Raw genomic sequence first — 23,808 nt, 5'->3', positions numbered from 1 at the left:
TTTCGCAATCAGGCATGTGTCAGACGAAACAGAGGGACAGCGGCTCGGCGATATACGCCGGCTTGTCCGACCCTTCGATTTCAAGGGTGGCGGTGGCTTTGAGCAGCCATTGGCCGGGTTTCTTCTCGATGACTTCGTTCATGTCGACCTTGAGCCGAACCCTGGAGTTGACCTTCACTGGCTGGATGAAACGCACGCTGTCCAGACCATAGTTGACCACCATCTTCGCCCCTTGAGGGAGGATCAGGATGTCTTCCATCAGTTTCGGGATCAAGGACAGCGACAGGAATCCGTGTGCAATGGTGCTGCCAAATGGCGTTTGCGCGGCTTTGACCGGATCGACGTGAATAAACTGATAATCGCCTGTGGCTTCTGCGAACAGGTTGATGCGCTCCTGATCGATGGTGAGCCATCCGGAACGTCCGAGTTCCTTGCCGACATAATCTTTGAGCTCTGCAACGGGAACATAGGGCATTGAGACTCTCCTTGGGTTTCATCGGATTTATAGTTTTTCGAGCGGGGGGATTTGACCTCCCTGTGAACCACTTTAGATCAACATGGCAAATTGCTCCGGTCAACTGACCATGCTTTTGGCGAATGCCGATCCATAGCGTTGACGTGCTTATAATGCCCGGCCCCTTTTTGGTGGGGAGCGCGTGCGGGAGATGCTGGATGTTGTTACGTGGCCTGACCTGGCTGGTGCTGTTCCAATTGCTGGGCACAGCCATCAACCATTTGTTTTTACCGGTGCTGCCCGGGCCGATTGTCGGGCTGCTGCTGTTGCTGGTGTACCTGATTTCACGTGGGCAAGTCGGCGAGCCATTGAGCCTGGCGGCCAGCAGTCTGCTACGTTACTTGCCGTTGCTGCTGGTGCCGCCGGCCGTGGGCGTCATGGTTTACGCCAAGGACATTGCCGCGGATTTCTGGGCCATCGTCGGCGCGTTGGTGTTGTCGCTGGTGCTGTCCATGGCATTTGCCGGGGTGCTGATGCAACGCATGGTCAAGCGGCATGCCCATCGCGGAGATCGCCAATGATCCTCGATTGGCACGGCGCGCTGGACTCGGTGATTCATCATCCGTTGTTCGGTATCGGCATTACGCTGGGCGCTTATCAGTTGGTGCTGGCGGCCTTCGAGAAAACCCGCTGGATCTTTCTGCAGCCGGTGCTGGTCTCCATGCTGCTGGTGATCGGCGTGCTGGTGCTTTGCGGGATCAACTTTGCCGAGTACCGCAAGAGCACCGAGATCCTCAGTATCTTGCTCGGGCCTGCGACCGTTGCTCTGGCAGTGCCGCTGTACCTCAATCTGCGACGAATCCGGCAGTTGTTCTGGCCGATATTTACTACGCTGGTGATAGGCGGCGTGGTTGCCACGGGCATGGGTGTGTTGCTGGGCTGGTGGTTTGGCGCTGAGCACATGATTCTGATGACCATGGCGCCGAAGTCGGTGACGTCACCGATTGCCATGTTGGTGGCCGAGCAGATCGGTGGTGTCGCGGCGCTGGCGGCGGTGTTCGTGTTGATCACTGGCGTGATTGGTGCGATCTTCGGGCCGAGTCTGTTGACCCGACTGGGCGTGCACAGCCCTGAAGCCCGCGGTATGGCTTTGGGCATGACCGCCCATGCGGTCGGCACCTCGGTGGCCTTGCAGGAAAGTGAAGAATGCGGCGCCTTCGCGGCGCTGGCGATGAGTCTGATGGGCGTGGCCACGGCGGTGTTCCTGCCGTTGGCGGTGTCGATGGTGGTGTAAGGAAATGTCTATGAGCTTGCCGCTTTTCCCGCTGAACACGGTGCTGTTCCCTGGCTGCATCCTCGACTTGCAGATCTTCGAGGCGCGCTACCTGGACATGATCAGCCGCTGCATGAAACAGGGCGGCGGCTTCGGCGTGGTGTGCATTCTCGACGGCGAAGAAGTGGGCATCGCGCCGGCGGGCTATGCACTGGTGGGCTGCGAAGCGTTGATCACCGATTTCAAGCAGCAGGACAACGGCCTGCTGGGCATTCGCGTGCAGGGCGGCCGGCGTTTTCATGTACTGCGCACCGAGGTGCAGCGCGATCAATTGACCGTCGCTGACGTCGAGTGGCTGGAAGACGAGCCCGAGCAACCGCTGCAGGACGAGGACGCGGACCTGGTCGCACTGCTCAAGGCCTTGGCCGAACACCCGATGGTCGAGGCGTTGAACATGGGCACCGAAGCGACCGGGCAACAATCCTTGGCCAATCAGCTGGCCTACCTGCTGCCGTTTGCTGAGCGGGACAAGATCGACCTGCTGCAACTCGATGATCCCCAGCAGCGACTGGATGCGATTCAGGCGCTGCTGGATGAATTGCAGGGTGAGTTGTTTGCCTAATCAGTAGGCATACCTCAACATCGCATTCGGCAAATGCCGCAACGCAAAGAACCCGAACAACGCCACCAACGCCGGCAATACCAGCCACCAGACTTTTGGCGGCATGCCGTTGAGCGGTGCCTGACGCTGGTTCAACCACAAGCTCGCGGCACACACGCATGCCGCCAGCATCGCGCCGGCCAGTACATCCGTCGGCCAATGTGCGCCCAGGTACACCCGCGACAGGGCAATCGCCAGTGCCGGCAAGCAACCCAGCAGCAACCAGGTCAGGCGCATCCGCGGCGGCTGACCGCGACCGGCCAGTACGGCGAGGGTCAGGAACAACGCGAAGGAGCCCGAGGCGTGGCCGCTGGGCATGCTGTAGCTGGTCAGCGGATCGCTCAGTACTTCCGGGCGCACGCGGGCGAAAAATTGCTTGGTGAACGTGTTGCCCAAAGCAGTGAAGAGCAGGGTGCCACCGGCGAAAATCGCCTGGCGCCACTGCCGGGTGAGCAGCAGCAAGCCGGTGAACAGGGCGCTGAACAACAGCATGTTGCGGAATTCGCCGATCAGCGTGAAGGTGACGGCCACTTCATCGAGCATCGGGCTGCGGTGTTCCTGCACCAGGGTCATCACACCCTGATCGAGCGCAGTCAGGTGTGGGTAGCCGATAAACAGCCCTGCGAGAATCAGCAGGCTCATGCCGGCAATCAGCACCGTCGCTTTACGATGGCGGCGCATGCTGCTGGTGATGCTCAAACCCAACATGATGGCGATGCTGCCGGCGACGATACCCGCCTCAGGCCAGAAACCGTCGGGCAATGGCAGACGAATCGCTGCGCCCGTGGCCCAGCCGGGTAGCAAGTACGCGATGCTCCAGCCCGCGGCGGCCAGCAAGCTGACAGCGGCGAAACGCGGGAACGGCATGTCGAACATCCCGGCGACCATTGGCAGCATCGGGCGCAGCGGGCCGATAAAGCGCCCGACCAACAGACTGGCGATGCCGTAGCGCTGGAAATACGCCTCGGCGCCGGCGATCCATTCCGGATGATGACGCAACCCCGGCAGGCGCCGGATGTTCTGGTGGAAATGTCGGCCAATGAAGTACGAAACGATGTCGCCCAGCACGCCGGCGACGAACCCAAGCAAAAGCGTTTCGCTCAGTGACAGTGCGCCGCTGCCGGCCAGTACCGCCACGGCGAACAGCAACACCGTGCCAGGCACGATCAACCCGGCAATCGCCAGGCATTCCACAAATGCCACTATGAACACCGCCGCGGCCAGCCATTGCGGGTTAGCCGACAACCAACCGGTCACGCTATCGAGCCATGGGCCCATAAAAACAACTCCATCTGATGTTCATTGGTCCCTTGGGACGAACGCAATCTTCAAAACATTACAGAAACCTGTGGGAGCGAGCTTGCTCGCGATGGCGGTGTATCAGGCGACATCTACTTCGACTGTCGGCCGCTATCGCGAGCAAGCTCGCTCCCACAGGGATTTCCTTCTACCTCTAGTCCGGGTACATCTCAGGACAGCAAAAAATAATCGCGACCTTCGACCTGCCCCCGTCGCAGCGGGTTCCGTGTGCAATACGGCGCGTAAGCCGCATCGACGAAGCGGTACATCAAATGCTCGTCGCGTCCGTGGGGAATGCCCAAACGCGTGGTTTGAATGATGTGAGCAGGGGCCGGGCCGCCGTCTTCGACCAGCAAGACCTCATGGTCGAAGCGTTTGGCGTCCCAGACCGGCACCTTCAAACCCAGAGACTTGCAAAGCAAGGTCTGCCCGGCGCAAAGCTTTTGCGAAGGGCGAGGGCGGCCTTTTGCGTCGGGGTTGTTCAGCAGCATCTGCGCCAGGCTCGCCGGCCCGCTCAACTCATCGATCCATGGATAGGCGGATTTGATCAGCACTGCGTTGCCCGGCCCCTGAGCGCTGAAGTTCAGCGAATCACCGCCGCGGGCGTAATACATATAGATGTGCCCGCCATCCAGAAACAAAGCCTTACGCTTTTCTGTGTAACCGAGGGACGCATGGCTGCCTTTTTCTTCGCAGTAATAGGCCTCGGTCTCAATAATCCGGGCGCTGAGCCACAGATCGCCGACCCGATGACGGATGACCTTGCCGAGTAGATCCCGGGCCAGGGTTTGGGCGTCTCGGTCGAAAAACGCGTCCGGGAGCCCTGTGGGCAGGGTCGCAGTAGACGCTCGAACAGTCAGGTTGGACATGATGAACGGTGTTAATCAAGGCTGATTGAGTCGTGATGATAACAATTTGCAGCTTAATCTCGGCTGAACGTCGGCAAAATGCCCTCCATTTCGACCATCCGCCCGTCACCGCTGTTAGTCCCGGGACGCGACAGCTATAATCTGCCGCTTTACTCTTTACCAAGACCTTAGCAAAGACCACCACAGACAATGACTGAGCCCGTTCTTGACTACATGACCCGCCTGGGTTGCGCCGCCCGCGAGGCCTCTCGCGTCATTGGCCGTGCCAGCACTGCGCAGAAAAACCGCGCGTTGCAGGCTGCTGCCAATGCGCTGGACGCTGCACGCGCCGAGCTGACGGCTGCCAATGAACTGGATTTGGCCGCGGGTCGGGCCAATGGTCTTGAGCCGGCATTGCTTGAACGTCTGGCGCTGACCCCGGAACGCATCGACGGCATGATCGTCGGTTTGCGTCAGGTGGCGGCATTGCCGGACCCGGTCGGCGCAGTCCGCGACATGAGCTTCCGGCCGTCGGGTATTCAGGTCGGCAAGATGCGCGTGCCGTTGGGCGTGATCGGGATCATCTATGAATCTCGGCCGAACGTGACCATCGATGCTGCGAGCCTGTGCCTGAAGTCCGGTAACGCGACCATCCTGCGTGGCGGTTCCGAGGCAATTAACTCCAATCGCGCCATTGCTGCCTGCATCCAGCGTGGCCTGGCCGAGGCCGAATTGCCCGCTGCAGTGGTGCAAGTGGTCGAAACCACCGATCGTGCGGCCGTTGGCGCGTTGATCACCATGGCGGAATACGTCGACGTCATCGTGCCTCGTGGCGGCCGTGGCCTGATCGAACGGGTCAGTCGCGATGCCCGTGTGCCGGTGATCAAGCACCTGGACGGCATTTGCCACGTCTACGTCAGCGCCCACGCCGATCTACCGAAAGCACAGCGCATTGCGTTCAATGCCAAGACTTACCGCTATGGCATCTGCGGTGCGATGGAAACGCTGCTGGTTGATCAAACCCTTGCCAAAGATTTCCTGCCGTCGATGGCTGCACAGTTCCGCGAAAAAGGCGTCGAGCTGCGCGGTTGCGAACGCACCCGGGCGATCATCGAGGCGGTGGCGGCCACTGAAGAAGACTGGAACACCGAGTATCTGGCGCCGATTCTTTCGATCCGCGTGGTCGACGGACTGGACCAGGCCATCGAACACATTAATAAGTACGGCTCCCATCACACCGATTCGATCGTCAGCGAAAACCTTGCTGAGACACGGCGTTTTGTGGCGGAAGTTGATTCATCGTCGGTGATGATCAACACGCCGACCTGCTTCGCCGATGGCTTCGAATACGGATTGGGTGCCGAGATTGGCATTTCTACTGATAAGCTGCACGCCCGCGGCCCGGTGGGTCTCGAAGGTCTGACCTGCGAGAAGTACATCGTGGTCGGTGATGGCCAGTTGCGCGGCCAGGCGTCGGTCTGACTTGGGCGACCTCAAAGCGTCAGCCCCGCAAACCGCCAGCGAGCCTGCGCCTCGACGCATTGGCGTGTTGGGCGGGACGTTCGACCCGGTGCACATCGGCCATTTGCGCGGTGCGCTGGAAGTCGCCGAATCGCTGGCGCTTGATGAATTACGCCTGACACCCAGTGCCAGGCCGCCACATCGCGGTACGCCGCAGGTGTCGGCAAAGGACCGTCTGGCGATGGTCGAGTGCGCGGTGGCCGGTGTGGCGCCGCTGGTGGTGGACGCCCGCGAATTGCAGCGGGACAAACCGTCCTACACCATCGACACCCTGGAACTGATGCGCGCCGAACTGGCCGCCTCTGACCAGGTTTTTCTACTTTTGGGCTGGGACGCATTTTGCGGCCTGCCCACTTGGCACCGCTGGGAAGAGTTGCTCCAGCATTGCCACATCCTGGTGCTGCAACGCCCGGATGCCGACAGCGAACCGCCGGATGCCTTGCGCAATCTGTTGGCGGCACGCTCGGTGAGCGACCCGCTGGCCCTCAAAGGGCCGAGCGGACAGATTGCATTCGTCTGGCAGACGCCGCTCGCGGTATCCGCCACCCAGATCCGTCAACTGCTGGCCAGCGGTAAGTCGGTACGTTTCCTGGTGCCCGACGCGGTCCTGGCCTACATCGATGCGCACGGTCTCTACCGTGCGTCGAACTGAAAAAGGGAGCGCTTCAAAACACGTGAACGCGTGTACCGAAGCGCCCGAACATACGAGCAAAACGAGTTTTATATGACGAACAAAGACGTAACTAAAGTAAAGCGCAAAGGCACGTTCAAGAGCGCCCCGCTGCCTGAGCCGGTTCTCACCACCGAGCCCCTGAAGGGTGATGAGCTGGTCAAGGTTGCCGTAGCCGCCCTGGAAGACGTCAAGGGCCAGGATATCCAGGTCATCGACGTTCGTGAAAAGCAGAGCATCACTGACTACATGATCATCGCTACCGGTACTTCGAACCGTCAGATCGGCGCGATGCTGGATAAAGTCCGTGAAGCGGTCAAAGCCCTGGGCGTCAAGCCGTTGGGTGAAGAAGGCAAGGGCGACAGCGATTGGGTGCTGCTGGACATGGATGACGTCATCGTTCACATGATGACTGCCTCGGCTCGTCAGTTTTACGACCTCGAGCGTCTGTGGTCCGGTGCGGAACAGAGCCGTGCTCTGAACGCGGCTCACCACAGCCCGGAAAACACCCATGAGCACTTCATCAAGCTCAACAAAGACCAGCAATAAGGGACCGCTGTGCGACTGCGACTGATCGCCGTCGGTTCACGCATGCCCAAGTGGGTGGAAGAAGGCTGGCATGAATATGCCAAGCGTCTTCCGTCCGAGCTGGCGCTGGAACTGGTGGAAATACCGCTCAACACCCGGGGCAAGAACGCCGACGTGGCGCGCTTCATCCGTCAGGAAGGCGAAGCCATGCTGGCCAAGGTCGGGCCCAATGAGCGTGTTGTGACCCTCGAAGTCCACGGCAAGCCCTGGAGCACCGAGCAGTTGGCGGTCGAGCTCGATCGCTGGCGGCTGGACTCGCGCACGGTGAATTTCATGGTCGGCGGTCCCGAAGGGCTGGCGCCGGAAGTGTGTGCGCGGGCCGATCAGCGCTGGTCGTTGTCGCCGTTGACGTTGCCGCACCCGCTGGTGCGGATTCTGATCGGCGAACAGCTGTATCGTGCCTGGACAGTCTTGTCCGGCCACCCTTACCACAAGTAGTTCTGCCCTCATGCCTCAGCCGATCCGCATCAAGGACCACGAAAAAGACGCCCGTCTGGTGCGTGGCCGCGTCGTGTTCGGGGCAATTGCGGTGGTGTTGCTGATCTGTGTGCTGATCGCGCGGCTGTATTTCCTCCAGGTGATTCAGTACGAGTACCACTCGACCCTGTCGGAAAACAACCGCGTCCATGTGCAGCCGATTCCGCCGACCCGCGGGCTGATTTTCGACCGCAATGGTGTGGTGGTGGCTGACAACCGGCCCAGCTTCAGCCTGAGCATGACCCGCGAACGGTCCGGCGACTGGCAGCAAGTCCTCGACGTGATCGTCGAAGTGCTGGCGCTGACGCCCGAAGATCGGGTGATCTTCGAGAAACGCATGCGTCAGGGGCGTCGGCCGTTCGAGCCAGTGCCGATCCTGTTCGAGCTGACCGAAGAACAGATCGCCCGCATCGCGGTGAATCAGTTCCGTCTGCCGGGGGTGGAAGTGGTCGCGCAGTTGGTGCGTCACTACCCGCAGGGCGCGCACTTTGCGCACTCGGTGGGCTACATGGGGCGGATCAACGAGAAAGAGCTGAAGTCCCTCGATCCAGTCAATTACAGCGGCACCCACCACATCGGCAAAACCGGCATCGAGCGTTTTTACGAGCCCGAGTTGCACGGTCAGGTGGGTTACGAAGAAGTCGAGACCAACGCTCGGGGTCGCGTATTGCGCGTGCTCAAACGGACCGATCCGATTCCCGGCAAGGACATTGTCCTGAGCCTGGACATCAAACTGCAGGAAGCGGCCGAAGCGGCACTCGGTGGTCGTCGTGGTGCGGTGGTGGCGCTGGACCCGAAAACCGGCGAAGTGCTGGCGATGGTCAGTGCGCCGAGTTTCGACCCGAACCTGTTCGTCACCGGCATCGGCTTCAAAGCCTATGCCGAGCTGCGCGATTCCATCGACCGGCCACTGTTCAACCGCGTGCTGCGCGGTCTCTACCCGCCGGGCTCGACCATCAAGCCGGCGGTGGCGATTGCCGGGCTGGACGCTGGTGTCGTGACTGCGTCGAGTCGGGTCTACGATCCCGGCTATTACCAGTTGCCCAATTACGACCACAAATACCGTAACTGGAACCGTACCGGCGACGGTTACGTCGATCTGGACACGGCGATCATGCGTTCCAACGACACCTACTTCTACGACCTGGCCCACAAGCTGGGGATCGATCGGTTGTCGGCATACATGGGCAAGTTCGGCATCGGCAAGAAGGTCTCGCTGGACATGTTCGAAGAGTCACCGGGGCTGATGCCGACACGGGAATGGAAGCGTGCAACCCGACGTCAGGCCTGGTACCCGGGAGAAACACTGATTCTTGGGATCGGCCAGGGCTACATGCAGTCGACGCCGCTGCAACTGGCCCAGGCCACGGCGCTGGTGGCCAACAAAGGCATCTGGAACCGTCCGCACCTGGCCAAGACCGTTGAAGGCGAGCGGCCCAAGGATGAAAACCCGATGCCGGACATCGTCCTGCGCGACCCGTCCGATTGGACCAGGGTCAACCACGGCATGCAGCAGGTGATGCACGGTGCCCGGGGTACGGCGCGCAAAGCGGCGATCGGTGTGCAATACCGCATCGCGGGGAAAAGTGGTACGGCCCAGGTGGTCGCGATCAAGCAGGGCGAGAAATACGACCGCTCCAAGGTTCAGGAGCGCCATCGCGACCACGCCTTGTTCGTCGGCTTCGCGCCGGCCGACAACCCGAAAATCGTGGTGTCGGTGATGGTCGAGAACGGCGAGTCCGGTTCCGGCGTCGCCGCGCCGGTGGTGCGTCAAATCATGGACGCCTGGCTTCTGGACCAGGACGGTCGGTTGAAGGCCGAATACGCCAGCCCTATCAGTGCGGAGGCTACGGCCCGTGAAGAGTAATTTCGATCGGATCCTCTCCAGTGAGGATGTGATGCGTCGCCGTGCGACGCTGTTGCAACGCATGCACATCGACGGCCCGTTGCTGATCCTGCTGCTGACCCTCGCCGCTGGCAGCCTGTTCGTGCTGTATTCGGCCAGTGGCAAGAGCTGGGACCTGCTGGCCAAGCAAGCCACTTCGTTCGGCATCGGCCTGGTGTCGATGATCGTTATCGCCCAGTTCGAGCCGCGTTTCATGGCCCGCTGGGTGCCGGTCGGTTATGTGATCGGCGTGCTGTTGCTGGTGGTGGTGGACGTCATGGGCCACAACGCCATGGGCGCCACGCGCTGGATCAACATTCCGGGCGTGATCCGCTTCCAGCCTTCGGAGTTCATGAAGATCCTGATGCCGGCGACCATCGCCTGGTACTTGTCCAAACGCACCTTGCCGCCGCAGCTCAAGCATGTGGGCGTCAGTCTGTTCCTGATCGGCTTGCCCTTCATTCTGATCGTGCGTCAGCCGGACCTCGGCACCTCGCTGCTGATCCTCGCTGGTGGCGCTTTTGTATTGTTCATGGGTGGTTTGCGCTGGCGCTGGATCATGAGCGTGCTGGCGGCTGCCGTGCCGGTGGCCGTGGCGATGTGGTTCTTCATCATGCACGACTACCAGAAACAGCGAATCCTGACGTTTCTTGATCCTGAGAGCGATCCGCTCGGTACGGGCTGGAACATTATTCAGTCGAAAGCCGCCATCGGTTCCGGCGGCGTGTTCGGCAAGGGCTGGCTGCTCGGCACCCAGTCGCACCTGGACTTCCTGCCGGAAAGCCACACCGATTTCATTATTGCGGTCATGGGCGAGGAATTCGGCCTGGTCGGCATCTGCGCACTGCTGCTGATTTACCTGTTGTTGATCGGTCGCGGGCTGGTGATTACCGCCCAGGCCCAGACATTGTTCGGCAAATTGCTCGCGGGCAGTCTGACCATGACGTTTTTTGTTTACGTTTTCGTCAACATCGGTATGGTCAGTGGCCTGTTGCCGGTCGTGGGGGTGCCGTTGCCGTTCATTAGCTACGGAGGAACTTCGCTGGTAACGCTGCTGTCAGCGTTTGGGGTTTTGATGTCGATCCATACCCATCGTAAGTGGATCGCACAGGTTTGAATAAGGTGAAGATGTCAATGCAAGTAATGCGTGGCTGGGCGACTCGATACGCGCCATGGGTCGGCCTGGTAAGCATCCTAGGCACAGCGCAGGACGCGTTGGCCGGCGATTACGAAGGCTCACCGCAGGTGGCCGAATTCGTCGGTGAAATGACCCGCGACTACGGTTTTGCCGGTGAACAGCTGATGGGCGTGTTCCGCGAGGCCGAGCGCAAACAGTCGATTCTGGACGCGATCTCGAAACCCGCCGAACGGGTCAAGCAGTGGAGCGAATATCGCCCGATGTTCATCACCGACGCGCGCATCGCCCGTGGTGTGGACTTCTGGCGTCAGCACGAAGCAGTTCTGGCCCGTGCCGAGCAGGAATATGGAGTTCCGGCGCAGGTGATCGTCTCGATCATCGGCGTTGAAACCTTTTTCGGCCGCAATACCGGGAATTTCCGGGTGATCGACGCCTTGTCGACCCTGGGTTTCGACTATCCTCCCCGTGCCGAATTCTTCCGCAAGGAATTGCGTGAGTTCCTGTTGCTGGCTCGTGAAGAGCAGGTCGATCCGTTGACCCTCAAAGGCTCTTACGCCGGCGCAATGGGCTTGCCGCAGTTCATGCCGAGCAGTTTTCGCGCCTATGCGGTGGACTTCGACGGTGACGGCCACATTAATATCTGGACCAACCCGATTGATGCCATTGGCAGTGTCGCCAGTTATTTCAAGCGTCATGGCTGGGTCGCCGGCGAACCGGTGGTCAGCCGCGCCGATGTGCGTGGCGCGCAGGTAGACGAAGGTTTGACGACGGGCATCGAGCCGACTAAAACGGTCGGGGAGTTGCGAGCCTTGGGCTGGTCGAGTCATGATGCGCTGCGCGATGACATGCCGGTCACGGCTTTCCGCCTGGAAGGTGACAATGGCCCTGAATACTGGATGGGCCTGAAGAATTTTTACGCAATCACGCGTTATAACCGCAGCGTGATGTACGCCATGGCCGTACATCAACTGTCTGAACAGCTGGTCCAAGCACGGGGCGTCAAGTAATGCGGGCATTGCCTATGAATAAACCCCTGAAGCTGATGGCATTCGCCGCGTTGGCGGTGCTGCTCGCCAGTTGTTCGACCAGCCGTCCGCCGACCCAAAAGTCTTCCCCCGCCGTGCGCGCAACGCCAGGCCTGGACATCAATCGCGCGCACAAAGATGGCGCGCCTTGGTGGGACGTCGATGTATCGCGCATCCCGGATGCCACGCCGACCCTGCACTCCGGTCCTTATAAAGCCAACCCGTACACCGTGCTGGGCAAGACTTACTTCCCGCTGCAAGAATCCAAGACTTATGTCGCTTCGGGCACGGCGTCCTGGTACGGCACCAAATTCCACGGGCAGAACACCGCCAATGGCGAGGTGTATGACCTGTACGGCATGAGTGCCGCCCACAAGACTTTGCCACTGCCAAGTTACGTTCGGGTGACCAACCTGGACAACAACAAGAGCGTGATCCTGCGGGTCAACGATCGCGGGCCGTTCTACTCGGACCGCATCATCGACTTGTCCTATGCCGCCGCGAAAAAACTCGGTTACGCCGAAACCGGTACCGCGCGGGTCAAGGTCGAAGGTATAGATCCGCAGCAGTGGTGGGCACAAAAGGGCCGTCCGGCGCCATTGATGCTCAACGAGCCGCAAGTCGCGCAGAATAGCGCCCCGGTGATTACCGCTTCGGCCGGTACGGTCGAGCAATGGACACCACCGCCGCAGCAACACGCCGCGGCCGTTGTGCCCGTGCCGCTCGATGCAAAAAAAAACGCTTCTGTACCAGCCTCTGGCCAGTATCTGCAGGTGGGCGCGTTCGCCAACCCGGACGCTGCAGAACTCCTGAGATCGAAGCTCAGCGGGATGGTGAGCGCTCCGGTGTTCATCAGCTCGATCGTGCGCAATCAACAGACGCTGCATCGGGTGCGCCTGGGGCCGATCGGTTCGCCGGGTGAAATCCAGCAAGTGCAGAACAGCGTGCGTCTGGCCAATCTCGGTTCGCCGAGCCTGGTCACTGCCGAGTAATACGTAGTACTTGATTGACGGTTCGCTTGCGGTTTTGGGGGGCGAACCGGGTTGTTGGCTCGTTGAAGAACAAAAGCCCGGCAAGGGTTAAAGAGTGAGCAACTGAACACGCGATGACCCGTTAGAAGGTCATCTGATTAGTTTTGCCCTTGGGCAGTTTCCATTAGCGATTTCGAGAGACGGATGAACATCACCACCTTTGCCAAACGCCTGTGCCTGCTAGTCCCGCTGCTCCTCTCGCCTGCCGCTTTCGCGGTCGAGATGATGCCGTCGCCACCGCAACTGGCCGCCAAAGCCTACGTACTCATGGATGCCAGCAGCGGCAACGTGCTGGTAGAGAACAACGGTGACCAGCGTCTGCCTCCGGCCAGCCTGACCAAGCTGATGACCGCGTACATCGCGACCCTGGAAATCCGTCGTGGCCAGATCGGTGAAAACGATCCGGTGACCGTCAGCGAAAACGCCTGGCGGACCGGCGGTTCGCGGATGTTCATCAAGGTCGGCTCGCAGGTGACGGTCAGCGACCTGCTGCACGGCATCATCATTCAGTCGGGTAACGACGCCAGTGTTGCGCTCTCCGAGCACATCGCCGGCAGCGAAGACGCCTTCGCCGACATGATGAACAAAACCGTGGCCGACCTGGGCATGACCAACAGCCACTTCATGAACCCGACCGGTCTGCCGAACCCTGAGCACTACTCGTCGGCTCACGACATGGCCGTGCTGGCTCGCGCAATCATCCACGAAGACCCGGCTCACTATGCGATCTACTCGCAGAAAGAGTTCTTCTGGAACGGCATCAAGCAACCTAACCGCAACCTGCTGCTGTGGCGTGACAAGACCGTCGACGGTCTGAAAACCGGTCACACCGACGAAGCCGGCTACTGCATGGTGTCTTCGGCTGTACGTGATGGCATGCGCCTGATCGCCGTGGTGTTCGGCACCAACAGCGAAGTGGCACGTGCCTCTGAAACCCAGAAGCTGCTGACCTACGGTTTCCGCTTCTTCGAAACCCAGACCTTCTATCAGAAAGGCGCCGAGCTGGCTCAGGCCCCTGTCTGGAAAGGCAGCACCAATCAAGTCAAGGCCGGCCTGGCTGAAGACCTGACCATGACCCTGCCAAAAGGCCAGCTGAAAAAGCTCGCCGCCAGCATGACCATGAACCCGCAACTGGTTGCGCCAATCGCCAAGGGCGACGTGATCGGTAAAGTCGAAGTGAAACTGGACGACAAGGTGGTGCACAGCGCCGACCTGATCGCCCTGGACGCTGTCGAGGAGGGTGGTATCTTCCGCCGCATGTGGGATAGCATCCGTCTATTCTTCTACGGCTTGTTCAACTGAATTAGTGTGGACTTGCATGGCCCCGTTCCAATCCGGATCGGGGCCATGTCCGTTGCCACGGCTTACGAGGCCGTTACGCCATGACAGATACCGAAGTAAAGGCGCCAAAGATCGAATTCCCCTGCGCGGATTACCCCATCAAGGTGATCGGCGATACCGGCGTGGGTTTCAAGGACAAGATCATCGAGATCCTTGAGAAACACGCGACCGTTGACCACAAGACCCTGGCCGAGCGCCAGAGCACCAACGGCAAGTACACGACCATCCAGCTGCACATCATCGCCACCGGTCAAGACCAGCTGTACGACATCAACAGCGATTTGCGGGCTACCGGTTTCGTGCACATGGTGCTGTGATGTCTGGCACGCTGGGCTTTCGCGAGCTCGGCCAGCTTGCTTACGAGCCGGTCTGGCATGCCATGCAACGCTTCACCAACGAACGCGGCAGCGATGCCGCCGACGAGATCTGGCTGGTCGAGCACTCACCGGTGTTCACTCAGGGGCAGGCCGGTAAGGCCGAGCACGTGTTGCTGCCGGGGGATATTCCGGTGGTGAAGGTGGATCGCGGTGGTCAGGTGACCTATCACGGCCCCGGTCAATTGGTGGCCTACCTGTTGCTCGACGTTCGCAAGCTGGGTTTCGGCGTGCGTGACCTGGTCAGCCGCATGGAACAATGCCTGATTGAGTTGCTGGCCAGCTACGGCGTCACTGCCGTGGCCAAGCCTGATGCACCGGGTGTCTACGTCAATGGGGCGAAAATCGCTTCTCTCGGTTTGCGGATCCGCCATGGTTGCTCCTTTCATGGCCTGGCCCTGAACGTGGACATGGACCTGGAACCGTTTCGACGGATTAATCCCTGCGGCTACGCCGGGCTGGCGATGACCCAGTTGCGCGATCACGCAGGATCGATTGAATTTGCCGAGGTAAGTGCCCGGCTGCGCGCGCAGCTCGTCAAACACCTCGACTATGCTGAGCAGACGACCCTAACGGGCGGAATCGACTGATATGACTACTGATGCAGTGCAAACCATGATCCCGACGCTGGATGTTACCGAGCGTCCGGCCCTGCGTGCCAAGGTTGAAGCCGGCGTCAAGCTGCGCGGCGCCGAGAAGGTTGCACGCATCCCGGTAAAGATCATTCCGACGACTGAACTGCCCAAGAAACCTGACTGGATCCGCGTGCGTATCCCGGTTTCGCCGGAAGTCGACCGCATCAAGGCCCTGCTGCGCAAACACAAGCTGCACAGCGTCTGCGAAGAAGCGTCCTGCCCGAACCTCGGCGAATGCTTCTCCGGCGGCACCGCGACCTTCATGATCATGGGCGACATCTGCACCCGTCGCTGCCCGTTCTGCGACGTGGGCCACGGTCGTCCGAAGCCACTGGACGTCAACGAGCCGGAAAGCCTGGCCATCGCCATCGCCGACCTGAAACTCAAGTACGTGGTGATCACCTCGGTAGACCGCGACGACCTGCGTGACGGCGGTGCCCAGCACTTTGCCGACTGCATCCGCGAGATCCGCAAGCTGTCGCCGAACGTACAGCTCGAAACCCTGGTTCCGGACTACCGCGGCCGTATGGATGTAGCGCTGGAAATCACCGCTGCCGAGCCGCCGGATGTGTTCAACCACAACCTGGAAACCGTGCCGCGCCTGTACAAGGCTGCGCGTCCGGGTTCGGATTACCAGTGGTCGCTGACCCTGCTGCAGCGCTTCAAGCAGATGATGCCGCACATTCCGACCAAGTCCGGCCTGATGCTGGGTCTGGGTGAAACCGACGAAGAAGTCATCGAAGTCATGAAGCGCATGCGCGAACACGACATCGACATGCTGACCCTGGGCCAATACCTGCAACCGTCCCGCAGCCACTTGCCGGTGCAGCGTTTTGTGCACCCGGACGTTTTCGCCTGGTTCGCCGAGGAAGGTTACAAGATGGGCTTCAAGAACGTGGCTTCCGGCCCGTTGGTACGTTCCTCGTACCACGCCGACGAGCAGGCGAAGCTGGTTAAAGCTGAATTGATGTCGTCCTTGTAACAAAGCGCCCGCAAGGTTTTCAACCTTGCGGGCGTTTTTGTTGGCCGTGCCTACGACCGCTACAGTCTTTTCCTGCAACCTGCGGGGCGACTGATCCTCTTCTGTTTGTCCCCGTTCCTGACTACTGTGTGCTGAAGCTTTTCGCGCAGGGAGATTCATGGATGACCGTTCGACCGACTCACACTCTGTTTCCTCACTCACCCGTTCCGGCCTTGCCCTCGCAAGGGCTGATCGGCGTCATTGCGCCCGCCGGTCCGGCCGGGCTGGACACCGATAAAGCCGTTGCCTGGATGCGCGCTCGCGGTTATGCGCTGCGGGTATTTCCCGGGGTGTACGAACAGGATGGCTACCTGGCCGGTAGCGACGACGTGCGGCTCAATGACTTGCACGCGGCGTTCGCCGACACGGACGTCGACGCGATCATCTGTCTGCGCGGCGGTTACGGCACGCCGCGTTTGCTCGATCGCATCGATTTCGAATTGCTGCAAAACAACGCCAAGCCGTTCATCGGCTACAGCGACATCACGGCGCTGCACGTGGCGATCAGCCGTTATGCCGGTTTTGTGACCTTTCATGGTCCGCTGCTGAATGCCGATTTGCTGGGCGAGAAGCAAAAACCGACCGAGTCTTCGTTTTTCAACATGCTCAGAGGGCAGGTGAAGGCGGGTAGCGTGATTTCGCACCCGGTGGCGTGGCCGTTGACCACAATCGAGCCTGGCATCGCTCACGGGCGTTTGCTGGGGGGCAATCTGTCGATGATTGCCGCGACCATGGGCACGCCTTACGAGTTGGACGCCGAGGGCGTGATTCTGCTGATCGAGGATATCAACGAGCCGTTGTTTCGCATTGATCGGTTGCTGACCCATCTGCGTCTGGCCGGCACGCTGGGCAAGTTGCGCGGGGTGCTGGTGGGGGATGTGGCGGGGGTTGATGTGTCTGGGCTGGAGCGTTTGCTCAAGCAGACCTTCGAGCCGTTGCGGATACCGGTGCTGGCCGGGTGGCGCAGCGGGCATTGCGATCCGAACCTGACGTTGCCGATGGGCGCGTTGGTTCGATTGGATGCGGGGAAGAAGGAATTGGTGTTGGAGCAGGATGTAGTGATCAAGCGGTAGTTCGATAGCGCCTAGTAGTCAGTCTTCGCGGGCAAGTCGGATCGCCGCACCGCTCGCTCCTACAGAATGGTGTGATCCTGTAGGAGCGAGGCTTGCCCGCGAAGCTTCTAGCGGTTACGCAGGCCTTCGAGAAGCTTGTGCGTCGGATACCCATCCGCCGGCCAGCCAAACGACTGCTGCGCACTGCGGATCGCCTTGCGAGTATTAGCGCCAATGATGCCGTCAGCATTGCCCGCATCGTAATTCTGCGCGCTCAGCAGGCTTTGCAGTTCGATCCGCTCGGTACGGCTCAACGGCAAATCATCTTTTGGCCAGGTACCGCTGATCAGGCCTGCCCCGTTGAAGCGCTCGGACAACAGGCTCACCGCCAAGGCGTAAGACGACGAGTTGTTGTACTTGAGGATCGCGCGGAAGTTGTCGAGTACCAGGAACGCCGGGCCACGATAGCCGGCCGGCAACAGCAGGGCGGCGGACAGGTGTTCGGAGCCCGCCGGAACCTGGGCGCCGTTGGGCAGCGAGACACCTGACTGTTGCCATTCGGCGACGCTTTTGCGAATCGTGCCGTCGGCCAGAGCGTAATTGAAGCTACCCGGTAACTGCACTTCAAAGCCCCATGGCTGGCCTCTCTGCCAGCCGGAGCTTTGCAGGTAATGCGCAGTCGAGGCCAGGGCATCAGCCGGGCTATTCCAGATGTCGCGGCGGCCATCGCCATCGAAGTCCACGGCGTGGGTGTTATAGGTGGTCGGGATGAATTGAGTCTGGCCCATGGCGCCAGCCCAGGAACCGAGCATTTTCTCAGGCTCGATGTCGCCTTGTTGCAGGATTTGCAGGGCGGCGATCAGTTGCGCATGAGCAAAGCCCGGACGCCGGCCTTCGTAGGCCAGGGTCGCCAGGGAGTTGATCACGGACTTGTTGCCCTGGAACTGACCGAAGTTACTCTCCATGCCCCACACCGACACCAATGCCTGGCGATCGACGCCGTAGCGCTGTTCGATGCTTTGCAGAATGTCGGCGTATTCGCTGACCAGCGCCTGACCTTTGCGTACCCGCAGTGGCGACAGGGCACCATCGAGGTATTCCCACACCGGGCGGGAGAATTCGGGCTGGCTTCGATCGGCGCGGATCACGCTGTTGTCCAGGCTGATATTGGCGAAGGCGCGGTCGAACAGATCGGCGCGGATGCCGGCGGCCAGCGCATCTTTACGGAAACCCGCCTGCCATTCGGCGAAGGTCTGGGTAGGCTGGATGTCGAGGTTTTCACCGGTCGGCACCACGGGCGGAATGACCGCAGGGGCTGTCGCGATGGGGAGGCTCTGAAGCGGCTGGGCGTCGGCGGCGGTCGGTTTTTCCGCGCAGGCGACAAGCAAAATGAGGCTGGAGGCAGCGATCAGTTGGCGCAGGGGCCAACGACGGGAAAGACTAAGGGGCATGCACAGGTCCAGGGAATACGAATCAGGTGCAGACCTTAACATGTTGAGCGGGCGCTTGCCTTTCAGGCCGCCAGAAAGTAAGAAGCCTCCCAGCTATTAGACTGGAAGGCTTCGCGGCGGTAGCTGCCTTTGCCCTTGCCGGCTCGTTCCTGACGGCTGCGGAACAGTGGCTGGGCGATGATGGATTTGGCCTTGTTGGGGCCATGCCTGGATGGCTTTTTGCTCATGATCAGATCTCTCGATTGAGTGGTTTTTGCGGGGGAAATAATCTGCTGAAGTTCGAGTTCTGTCTAGTCCCCGCATTGCGTAGGACCTTTCGGACGCCTTCGCGGGCAAGCCTCGCTCCAGGTTGGAGTCGTACACAAATTTGCGGGTCGACTCAGGCCCGTAGGAGCGAGGCTTGCCCGCGAATGGCCGTTATGCAGTCGAAAACCTTATTCGGCGGGTAGCGACAATCTTTGACCGGCCATCAACAAAGACAACCGACTCAAACTCATCCACGGCGACCCGGCGGCCTGGCCCTTGATCTGTGCGTCGATGCGCTGGGCTTCCAGCAATAACTGCGCCCAGCGTTGCGCCGGGTAGCGTTGCAGTGCTTTGCTCATCAGCGGTTTGCGCTTGTCCCAGACCGGCGGTCGGGCCTGGCTGAAGGCTTTGTCCAGTGGCACACCCTGGCTGTACTGCAGCGAAAGGTTGGCCAGCAGACGCAGCTCCCGGGCCAGCGCCCAGAGAATAACGGGGGGTTCAACGCCTTCACCGCGTAGCCCTTCGAGGATACGCAGGGCATGGGCGGCCTCGCCGTTGAGGATCGCATCGGTCAGGCCAAAGACATCGAAGCGCGCGCTGTCGGCCACCGCCGCTTGCACGGTTTCAACGGTGATCTGGCCACCTTCGGCCATCAGCTTGAGTTTTTCGATTTCCTGGGCGGCGGCCAGCAGGTTGCCTTCGACCCGAGCGGCAATCAGCTCCACGGCATCCTGGCTGGCAGAAAGCCCGGCCTGGGACAACCGTTGACGAATCCAGCTCGGCAACTGGTTGGCATCCACCGGCCAGATCTGCACGAACTGCGTCTGCTGTCCTTCGACCAGCGCCTTGCCCCACTTGGTTTTCTGCGCACTGCCATCCAGCTTGGGCAGGCTGATCAGCAGCACCGTGTCTTCGGCCGGGCGCGAGCAGTACTCGATGAACGCGGCGGCACCTTTGTCACCCGGTTTGCCGGACGGCAAGCGCAGTTCCAGCAGGCGCTTTTCGGCGAACAACGACATGCTGGCGCCGGCTTGCAGCAACGTACCCCAGTCGAAACTGGCGTCGGCGGCGAAGACCTGGCGTTCGTCGAAGCCCTGTTGGCGAGCGGCGGCACGAATGGCGTCGGCGGCTTCCTGACACAGCAGTGGGTCATCGCCACTGATGATGTAGACCGGCGCGAGGGCACCTTGCAGGTGTTTACCGAGTTGGGCGGGCGCGAGTTTCATAAGAGAGGGCGAACGGGGCGCCTGGGCGCCCCGTAAGTCTTATTGCTGCGGGATTTCGATGGGCGACTGACGCGGGGTTTCCGCTTCAGCCTTCTGCGCAGCTTCCAGTGCCTGGGCTTCGGCTTTTGCCTTGGCATCGGCGGTCTGTTGCAGCTGCTCCAACTGAGTCGGGCTGAGCTGTGACAGGCGCAGCATCATGCGTTGAACCAACTCGCGACGGGTTTCTACGCGCGCCGTATTGGCTTCCTGGTCGGAACCCACCAGGTTGTTGCCGTCGTGGATGAAGATTTTCTGCACTTCGAGCTTGTCGCTGAGCAGCGGCAGGTTTTGTGCGCCACGGATGTCGTAGCTCAGCACGGTGCTCACCTGATATTCGCCAGTACGGCCAGCACCGGCGTAGCTGAGGATGCGCTGGCTTTCCTGCTCGTCGGTCAGCACCAGTTTGTACGGCGCTCCGGTGTAAACCTTGACGCCGCTGCTTTGCAGTACCTGACGCAATTGCGTCACGGTTTCGCCGTAAGCGTTGCGGGCGCTCAAGTCGAGTTCCTTGATCGCCATTTCATTGGTGCCGGTGCCGCGCAGCTGGAAACCGCAGGCGCTCAACAGGACTGCGAGGCCCATCACCAGCAGATTGCGTTTGATCATCTTGTTGCTCCCCTTGAAACCATGTGGGCCGATCGTGCGGCCCGAAAGGTTTAACTCGGCGCCAGGCTTGCCTGGCGCCTGATCCAATTAGCTGGCGACGATATTGACCAGTTTCCCGGGCACTACAATCACTTTACGAATAGTCAGGCCGTCGACGAAGCGCAGCACGTTCTCGTTGATACGGGCAGCAGCTTCGACTTCTTCGCGAGTCGCGGTGGCCGGCATTTCGATCTGACCGCGCAGCTTGCCGTTGACCTGGATGACCAGCGTCAGGCTGTCCTGCACCAGCGCGGTTTCGTCCACCACCGGCCAGCTGGCGTCGATCACTGGGCCAGCGTGACCCAATTGATTCCACAGCTCGTGGCTGATGTGCGGGGTGATCGGAGCCAGCAGCAACGTCACGGCTTCCAGGCCGTCGTGAACCAGTGCGCGATCCTGTTCGGTGCCTTGCGCGGCTTTTTCCAGCACGTTCATCAGCGTCATCACCTGAGCGATGGCGGTGTTGAATTTGTGGTTCTGGCCGACATCGTGGCTGGCCTGCTTGATAGCCAAGTGGATAGAACGGCGAATGGCTTTCTGTTCGTCGTTCAGGCTAGCGACGTCCAGTTTGCCCGGCAGGCCCTGAGTGACGTGCGCTTGAGCAAGGCGCCAGACGCGCTTGAGGAAGCGGTGCGAACCTTCGACTCCAGAGTCAGACCATTCCGCGCTCATGTCAGGTGGCGAGGCGAACATCATGAACAGGCGGCAGGTGTCTGCGCCGAACTGGTCAATCATCGACTGTGGGTCGACGCCGTTGTTCTTCGACTTGGCCATCTTCTCGGTGCCGCCGATTTCCACCGGCAGGCCGTCTGCGATCAACTTGGCGCTGATAACCTTGGCCTTGCTGTCGCGTTCGAGTTCGACGTCGGCCGGGTTGAACCAGGTGTAAGCACCATTGGCTTCGCGACGATAGTAAGTCTCGGCGATCACCATGCCTTGGGTCAGCAGGTTCTTGAACGGCTCGTTGGAGCTCACCAGGCCTTCGTCACGCATCAGCTTGTGGAAGAAACGCGCGTAGAGCAGGTGAAGAATGGCGTGTTCGATACCGCCGATGTACTGATCCACTGGCAACCAATGGTCAGCCGCGGATTTTTCCACCAGGCCGCCTTCATAGTGCGGCGAGGCGTAACGGGCGTAGTACCACGACGACTCGACGAAGGTGTCCATGGTGTCGGTTTCACGCTTGGCAGGCTGGCCGCATTTCGGGCAAGCGCACTCGTAGAACTCGGGCATGCGCGCCAGGGGCGAACCGGCGCCATCCGGCACCACGTCTTCCGGCAGTACCACAGGTAATTGATCTTCCGGGACCGGCACATCACCGCAGGTGGTGCAGTGAATGATCGGGATCGGGCAGCCCCAGTAGCGCTGACGGCTGATGCCCCAGTCGCGCAGGCGGAACTGGGTACGCGAGGCACCGAGGTTTTTCTTGATCAGCGCAACTTCGATGGCGTCGAAGGCACCTTCGAAGTCCAGACCGTCGAATTCATCGGAGTTGATCAGCGTGCCGTGCTCGCCATAGGCGTCTTGCCACGGGGCCGGGTTGGTCTCGCCGGAGCTGGTGCGCACCACCGATTTGATCGGCAGGTCGTACTTGTGGGCGAACTCGAAATCACGTTCGTCGTGAGCCGGCACAGCCATGACCGCGCCATCGCCGTAGTGCATCAGCACGTAGTTGGCGACCCACACCGGCAGTTTTTCGCCGGTCAGCGGGTGCTCGACGAACAGGCCGGTCGGCAGGCCTTTCTTCTCTTGCGTGGCGACGTCGGCTTCGGCAACGCTGCCGCCCTTGCATTCAGCGATGAACGCTTGCAGCTCAGGGTTGTTCTGCGCGGCCAGGGTGGCCAAATGATGTTCGGCGGCCACGGCAACGTAGGTGGCGCCCATCAGGGTGTCCGGACGGGTGGTGAAAACCTTCAGCGCGCCGGTTTCGCCAATGGAATCGACGTTGTACGGGAACTGCACTTCCATGCCACGGGACTTGCCGATCCAGTTGCGCTGCATGGTCTTGACCTGTTCAGGCCAGCCAGTCAGTTCGTCGAGGCTCTCCAGCAGCTCATCCGCGTAGGCGGTGATCTTGAAGTAGTACATCGGGATTTCGCGCTTTTCGATCAGCGCGCCGGAACGCCAGCCGCGACCGTCGATCACCTGTTCGTTGGCCAGGACGGTCTGGTCGACCGGGTCCCAGTTCACGGTGCCGCTTTTTTTGTAAATCACGCCTTTTTCGAACAGGCGAGTGAACAGCCATTGTTCCCAGCGGTAGTAATCAGGCTTGCAGGTGGTGACTTCGCGGGACCAGTCCACCGCCAGGCCCAGGCTGCGTAGCTGGGTTTTCATGTAGGCGATGTTTTCGTAGGTCCACTTGGCGGGCGCTACGTTGTTCTTCATCGCGGCGTTTTCCGCCGGCATGCCGAAGGCGTCCCAACCCATGGGTTGCAGGACGTTTTTGCCTTGCATGCGCTGGTAGCGGGAGATCACGTCGCCGATGGTGTAGTTGCGCACGTGCCCCATGTGTAGCTTGCCGCTGGGGTAAGGGAACATCGACAGGCAGTAGAAAGTCTCCTTGCCTGGCTGTTCACTGACTTCAAAGGACTTTTGCTCATCCCAGAACGACTGGGCGGCGGCTTCGATTTCACGGGGCTGATATTGTTCGTGCATGGCTACTTTTGAACTGAATAGGGGTGGCCTAATCCTCTTCAATGCAACGCTGGGCGGTGACGACGCCAAATTGGCGTTTCGGTGCCCAGACGAGCTGGAAGTGGAGTTACAGGAAGCGCCGTAGCATACATGACCGCGCTCTACCGAGGGAAACCCTGATTGCACCCCGAGGGCCGTTGGTCGCGGCACTCAGCCGGTTTGTCCATGGAAGCTAAGCTCTAAATGGGGAGCGATTCTTATCTTCAATGAGGTG

The 23,808-nt window shown here is 60.5% G+C and carries 24 protein-coding genes; 16 read left to right on the top strand and 8 right to left on the bottom strand.

Features of this window, described 5'->3' with window-relative positions; genetic code table 11:
* Positions 1–19: 19 nt before the first annotated feature.
* Complete coding sequence (locus tag ACYZTM_RS11595) at positions 20–475, bottom strand: MaoC family dehydratase (protein WP_131063029.1); 456 nt, start codon at positions 473–475, stop codon at positions 20–22.
* Between the two features lie 197 nt (positions 476–672).
* Between ACYZTM_RS11595 and ACYZTM_RS11590 the strand changes: the two genes are divergently transcribed.
* From ACYZTM_RS11590 to ACYZTM_RS11580, 3 genes are read left to right on the top strand one after another with little or no spacing between them, the layout of a single operon-like run.
* Positions 673–1,035: a CidA/LrgA family protein gene (locus tag ACYZTM_RS11590; protein WP_461988735.1), complete on the top strand. Its 363-nt coding sequence runs from the start codon at positions 673–675 to the stop codon at positions 1,033–1,035.
* Entirely contained in the window at positions 1,032–1,748 is a 717-nt protein-coding gene (locus ACYZTM_RS11585; protein ID WP_131063031.1) for an LrgB family protein, read from the top strand. Before ACYZTM_RS11590 ends, ACYZTM_RS11585 begins: the two co-directional genes overlap by 4 nt.
* A gap of 10 nt (positions 1,749–1,758) precedes the next feature.
* Positions 1,759–2,349, top strand: a complete 591-nt coding sequence (locus ACYZTM_RS11580) for an LON peptidase substrate-binding domain-containing protein (RefSeq protein WP_461988732.1) — start codon at positions 1,759–1,761, stop codon at positions 2,347–2,349.
* Here the strand turns inward: ACYZTM_RS11580 and ACYZTM_RS11575 are convergent, their stop codons facing one another.
* Together ACYZTM_RS11575 and ACYZTM_RS11570 are read right to left on the bottom strand one after the other, a co-directional pair.
* The gene (locus tag ACYZTM_RS11575; protein ID WP_461988730.1) at positions 2,350–3,666 is read right to left on the bottom strand and encodes a bifunctional DedA family/phosphatase PAP2 family protein; all 1,317 of its coding nucleotides are present in this window, start codon (positions 3,664–3,666) and stop codon (positions 2,350–2,352) included.
* Between the two features lie 191 nt (positions 3,667–3,857).
* Complete coding sequence (locus tag ACYZTM_RS11570; protein WP_461988728.1) at positions 3,858–4,556, bottom strand: DNA-3-methyladenine glycosylase; 699 nt, start codon at positions 4,554–4,556, stop codon at positions 3,858–3,860.
* Between the two features lie 189 nt (positions 4,557–4,745).
* Here ACYZTM_RS11570 and ACYZTM_RS11565 point away from each other — a divergent pair, with 189 nt between their 5' ends.
* The 13 genes from ACYZTM_RS11565 (at position 4,746) to ACYZTM_RS11505 (ending at position 17,314) form a co-directional block, all read left to right on the top strand.
* Positions 4,746–6,017: a glutamate-5-semialdehyde dehydrogenase gene (locus tag ACYZTM_RS11565; protein ID WP_461988726.1), complete on the top strand. Its 1,272-nt coding sequence runs from the start codon at positions 4,746–4,748 to the stop codon at positions 6,015–6,017.
* 1 nt (position 6,018) lies between these two features.
* On the top strand, positions 6,019–6,708 hold the full coding sequence (gene nadD, locus ACYZTM_RS11560) for a nicotinate-nucleotide adenylyltransferase (protein WP_165557516.1): 690 nt from the start codon (positions 6,019–6,021) through the stop codon (positions 6,706–6,708).
* A gap of 72 nt (positions 6,709–6,780) precedes the next feature.
* Positions 6,781–7,275: a ribosome silencing factor gene (rsfS, locus tag ACYZTM_RS11555; protein WP_131063098.1), complete on the top strand. Its 495-nt coding sequence runs from the start codon at positions 6,781–6,783 to the stop codon at positions 7,273–7,275.
* A gap of 9 nt (positions 7,276–7,284) precedes the next feature.
* Positions 7,285–7,752: a 23S rRNA (pseudouridine(1915)-N(3))-methyltransferase RlmH gene (gene rlmH / locus ACYZTM_RS11550; RefSeq protein WP_007937439.1), complete on the top strand. Its 468-nt coding sequence runs from the start codon at positions 7,285–7,287 to the stop codon at positions 7,750–7,752.
* A gap of 10 nt (positions 7,753–7,762) precedes the next feature.
* Positions 7,763–9,658, top strand: coding sequence for a penicillin-binding protein 2 (mrdA, locus tag ACYZTM_RS11545; protein WP_461988724.1), 1,896 nt, complete (start codon positions 7,763–7,765; stop codon positions 9,656–9,658).
* 31 nt (positions 9,659–9,689) lie between these two features.
* The gene (gene rodA / locus ACYZTM_RS11540) at positions 9,690–10,793 is read left to right on the top strand and encodes a rod shape-determining protein RodA (protein WP_162556277.1); all 1,104 of its coding nucleotides are present in this window, start codon (positions 9,690–9,692) and stop codon (positions 10,791–10,793) included.
* A gap of 17 nt (positions 10,794–10,810) precedes the next feature.
* On the top strand, positions 10,811–11,821 hold the full coding sequence (gene mltB, locus ACYZTM_RS11535; RefSeq protein WP_131063096.1) for a lytic murein transglycosylase B: 1,011 nt from the start codon (positions 10,811–10,813) through the stop codon (positions 11,819–11,821).
* The gene (locus tag ACYZTM_RS11530) at positions 11,821–12,831 is read left to right on the top strand and encodes a septal ring lytic transglycosylase RlpA family protein (RefSeq protein ID WP_461988722.1); all 1,011 of its coding nucleotides are present in this window, start codon (positions 11,821–11,823) and stop codon (positions 12,829–12,831) included. Before mltB ends, ACYZTM_RS11530 begins: the two co-directional genes overlap by 1 nt.
* A gap of 183 nt (positions 12,832–13,014) precedes the next feature.
* The gene (locus tag ACYZTM_RS11525) at positions 13,015–14,172 is read left to right on the top strand and encodes a D-alanyl-D-alanine carboxypeptidase family protein (RefSeq protein ID WP_131063094.1); all 1,158 of its coding nucleotides are present in this window, start codon (positions 13,015–13,017) and stop codon (positions 14,170–14,172) included.
* A gap of 80 nt (positions 14,173–14,252) precedes the next feature.
* Entirely contained in the window at positions 14,253–14,528 is a 276-nt protein-coding gene (locus tag ACYZTM_RS11520; protein WP_133100063.1) for a DUF493 domain-containing protein, read from the top strand.
* Positions 14,528–15,175: a lipoyl(octanoyl) transferase LipB gene (gene lipB, locus ACYZTM_RS11515; RefSeq protein WP_461988719.1), complete on the top strand. Its 648-nt coding sequence runs from the start codon at positions 14,528–14,530 to the stop codon at positions 15,173–15,175. Before ACYZTM_RS11520 ends, lipB begins: the two co-directional genes overlap by 1 nt.
* A gap of 25 nt (positions 15,176–15,200) precedes the next feature.
* Positions 15,201–16,202 carry a lipoyl synthase gene (gene lipA / locus ACYZTM_RS11510; protein WP_461989129.1) on the top strand — a complete coding sequence of 334 codons (1,002 nt, stop codon included), beginning with the start codon at positions 15,201–15,203 and terminating at the stop codon, positions 16,200–16,202.
* Between the two features lie 161 nt (positions 16,203–16,363).
* Positions 16,364–17,314, top strand: a complete 951-nt coding sequence (locus ACYZTM_RS11505) for a S66 peptidase family protein (protein ID WP_461988717.1) — start codon at positions 16,364–16,366, stop codon at positions 17,312–17,314.
* Positions 17,315–17,421: 107 nt separating this feature from the next.
* Here the strand turns inward: ACYZTM_RS11505 and ACYZTM_RS11500 are convergent, their stop codons facing one another.
* The 5 genes from ACYZTM_RS11500 to leuS all read right to left on the bottom strand — a co-directional run bounded on the left by ACYZTM_RS11500 (position 17,422) and on the right by leuS (position 23,555).
* Positions 17,422–18,744, bottom strand: a complete 1,323-nt coding sequence (locus ACYZTM_RS11500; protein WP_131063089.1) for a lytic murein transglycosylase — start codon at positions 18,742–18,744, stop codon at positions 17,422–17,424.
* A 62-nt stretch (positions 18,745–18,806) separates the two neighbouring features.
* The gene (arfA, locus tag ACYZTM_RS11495; RefSeq protein ID WP_065908951.1) at positions 18,807–18,971 is read right to left on the bottom strand and encodes an alternative ribosome rescue factor ArfA; all 165 of its coding nucleotides are present in this window, start codon (positions 18,969–18,971) and stop codon (positions 18,807–18,809) included.
* A 207-nt stretch (positions 18,972–19,178) separates the two neighbouring features.
* A complete protein-coding gene (gene holA / locus ACYZTM_RS11490; RefSeq protein ID WP_131063088.1) occupies positions 19,179–20,216 on the bottom strand; it encodes a DNA polymerase III subunit delta in 1,038 nt (345 codons plus the stop codon).
* A 39-nt stretch (positions 20,217–20,255) separates the two neighbouring features.
* Complete coding sequence (locus ACYZTM_RS11485) at positions 20,256–20,861, bottom strand: LPS-assembly lipoprotein LptE (protein WP_131063087.1); 606 nt, start codon at positions 20,859–20,861, stop codon at positions 20,256–20,258.
* Between the two features lie 87 nt (positions 20,862–20,948).
* Positions 20,949–23,555, bottom strand: a complete 2,607-nt coding sequence (gene leuS / locus ACYZTM_RS11480) for a leucine--tRNA ligase (protein WP_131063086.1) — start codon at positions 23,553–23,555, stop codon at positions 20,949–20,951.
* Positions 23,556–23,808: the final 253 nt, after the last annotated feature.

This window comes from Pseudomonas sp. MDT2-39-1 (assembly GCF_054898085.1).
The sequence above is the reverse complement of the archived record's forward strand: the minus strand, read 5'-3'. Positions and strand labels throughout refer to the sequence as shown.

What these genes read in the sequence shown, in the direction of transcription:
- ACYZTM_RS11595 (WP_131063029.1), bottom strand. Translation starts at nt 475, where the DNA reads ATGCCCTATGTTCCCGTTGCAGAGCTCAAAGATTATGTCGGCAAGGAA.
- ACYZTM_RS11590 (WP_461988735.1), top strand. Translation starts at nt 673, where the DNA reads ATGTTGTTACGTGGCCTGACCTGGCTGGTGCTGTTCCAATTGCTGGGC.
- ACYZTM_RS11585 (WP_131063031.1), top strand. Translation starts at nt 1,032, where the DNA reads ATGATCCTCGATTGGCACGGCGCGCTGGACTCGGTGATTCATCATCCG.
- ACYZTM_RS11580 (WP_461988732.1), top strand. Translation starts at nt 1,759, where the DNA reads ATGAGCTTGCCGCTTTTCCCGCTGAACACGGTGCTGTTCCCTGGCTGC.
- ACYZTM_RS11575 (WP_461988730.1), bottom strand. Translation starts at nt 3,666, where the DNA reads ATGGGCCCATGGCTCGATAGCGTGACCGGTTGGTTGTCGGCTAACCCG.
- ACYZTM_RS11570 (WP_461988728.1), bottom strand. Translation starts at nt 4,556, where the DNA reads ATGTCCAACCTGACTGTTCGAGCGTCTACTGCGACCCTGCCCACAGGG.
- ACYZTM_RS11565 (WP_461988726.1), top strand. Translation starts at nt 4,746, where the DNA reads ATGACTGAGCCCGTTCTTGACTACATGACCCGCCTGGGTTGCGCCGCC.
- rsfS (WP_131063098.1), top strand. Translation starts at nt 6,781, where the DNA reads ATGACGAACAAAGACGTAACTAAAGTAAAGCGCAAAGGCACGTTCAAG.
- mrdA (WP_461988724.1), top strand. Translation starts at nt 7,763, where the DNA reads ATGCCTCAGCCGATCCGCATCAAGGACCACGAAAAAGACGCCCGTCTG.
- rodA (WP_162556277.1), top strand. Translation starts at nt 9,690, where the DNA reads ATGCGTCGCCGTGCGACGCTGTTGCAACGCATGCACATCGACGGCCCG.
- mltB (WP_131063096.1), top strand. Translation starts at nt 10,811, where the DNA reads ATGCAAGTAATGCGTGGCTGGGCGACTCGATACGCGCCATGGGTCGGC.
- ACYZTM_RS11530 (WP_461988722.1), top strand. Translation starts at nt 11,821, where the DNA reads ATGCGGGCATTGCCTATGAATAAACCCCTGAAGCTGATGGCATTCGCC.
- ACYZTM_RS11525 (WP_131063094.1), top strand. Translation starts at nt 13,015, where the DNA reads ATGAACATCACCACCTTTGCCAAACGCCTGTGCCTGCTAGTCCCGCTG.
- ACYZTM_RS11520 (WP_133100063.1), top strand. Translation starts at nt 14,253, where the DNA reads ATGACAGATACCGAAGTAAAGGCGCCAAAGATCGAATTCCCCTGCGCG.
- lipB (WP_461988719.1), top strand. Translation starts at nt 14,528, where the DNA reads ATGTCTGGCACGCTGGGCTTTCGCGAGCTCGGCCAGCTTGCTTACGAG.
- lipA (WP_461989129.1), top strand. Translation starts at nt 15,201, where the DNA reads ATGATCCCGACGCTGGATGTTACCGAGCGTCCGGCCCTGCGTGCCAAG.
- ACYZTM_RS11505 (WP_461988717.1), top strand. Translation starts at nt 16,364, where the DNA reads ATGACCGTTCGACCGACTCACACTCTGTTTCCTCACTCACCCGTTCCG.
- ACYZTM_RS11500 (WP_131063089.1), bottom strand. Translation starts at nt 18,744, where the DNA reads ATGCCCCTTAGTCTTTCCCGTCGTTGGCCCCTGCGCCAACTGATCGCT.
- arfA (WP_065908951.1), bottom strand. Translation starts at nt 18,971, where the DNA reads ATGAGCAAAAAGCCATCCAGGCATGGCCCCAACAAGGCCAAATCCATC.
- holA (WP_131063088.1), bottom strand. Translation starts at nt 20,216, where the DNA reads ATGAAACTCGCGCCCGCCCAACTCGGTAAACACCTGCAAGGTGCCCTC.
- ACYZTM_RS11485 (WP_131063087.1), bottom strand. Translation starts at nt 20,861, where the DNA reads ATGATCAAACGCAATCTGCTGGTGATGGGCCTCGCAGTCCTGTTGAGC.
- leuS (WP_131063086.1), bottom strand. Translation starts at nt 23,555, where the DNA reads ATGCACGAACAATATCAGCCCCGTGAAATCGAAGCCGCCGCCCAGTCG.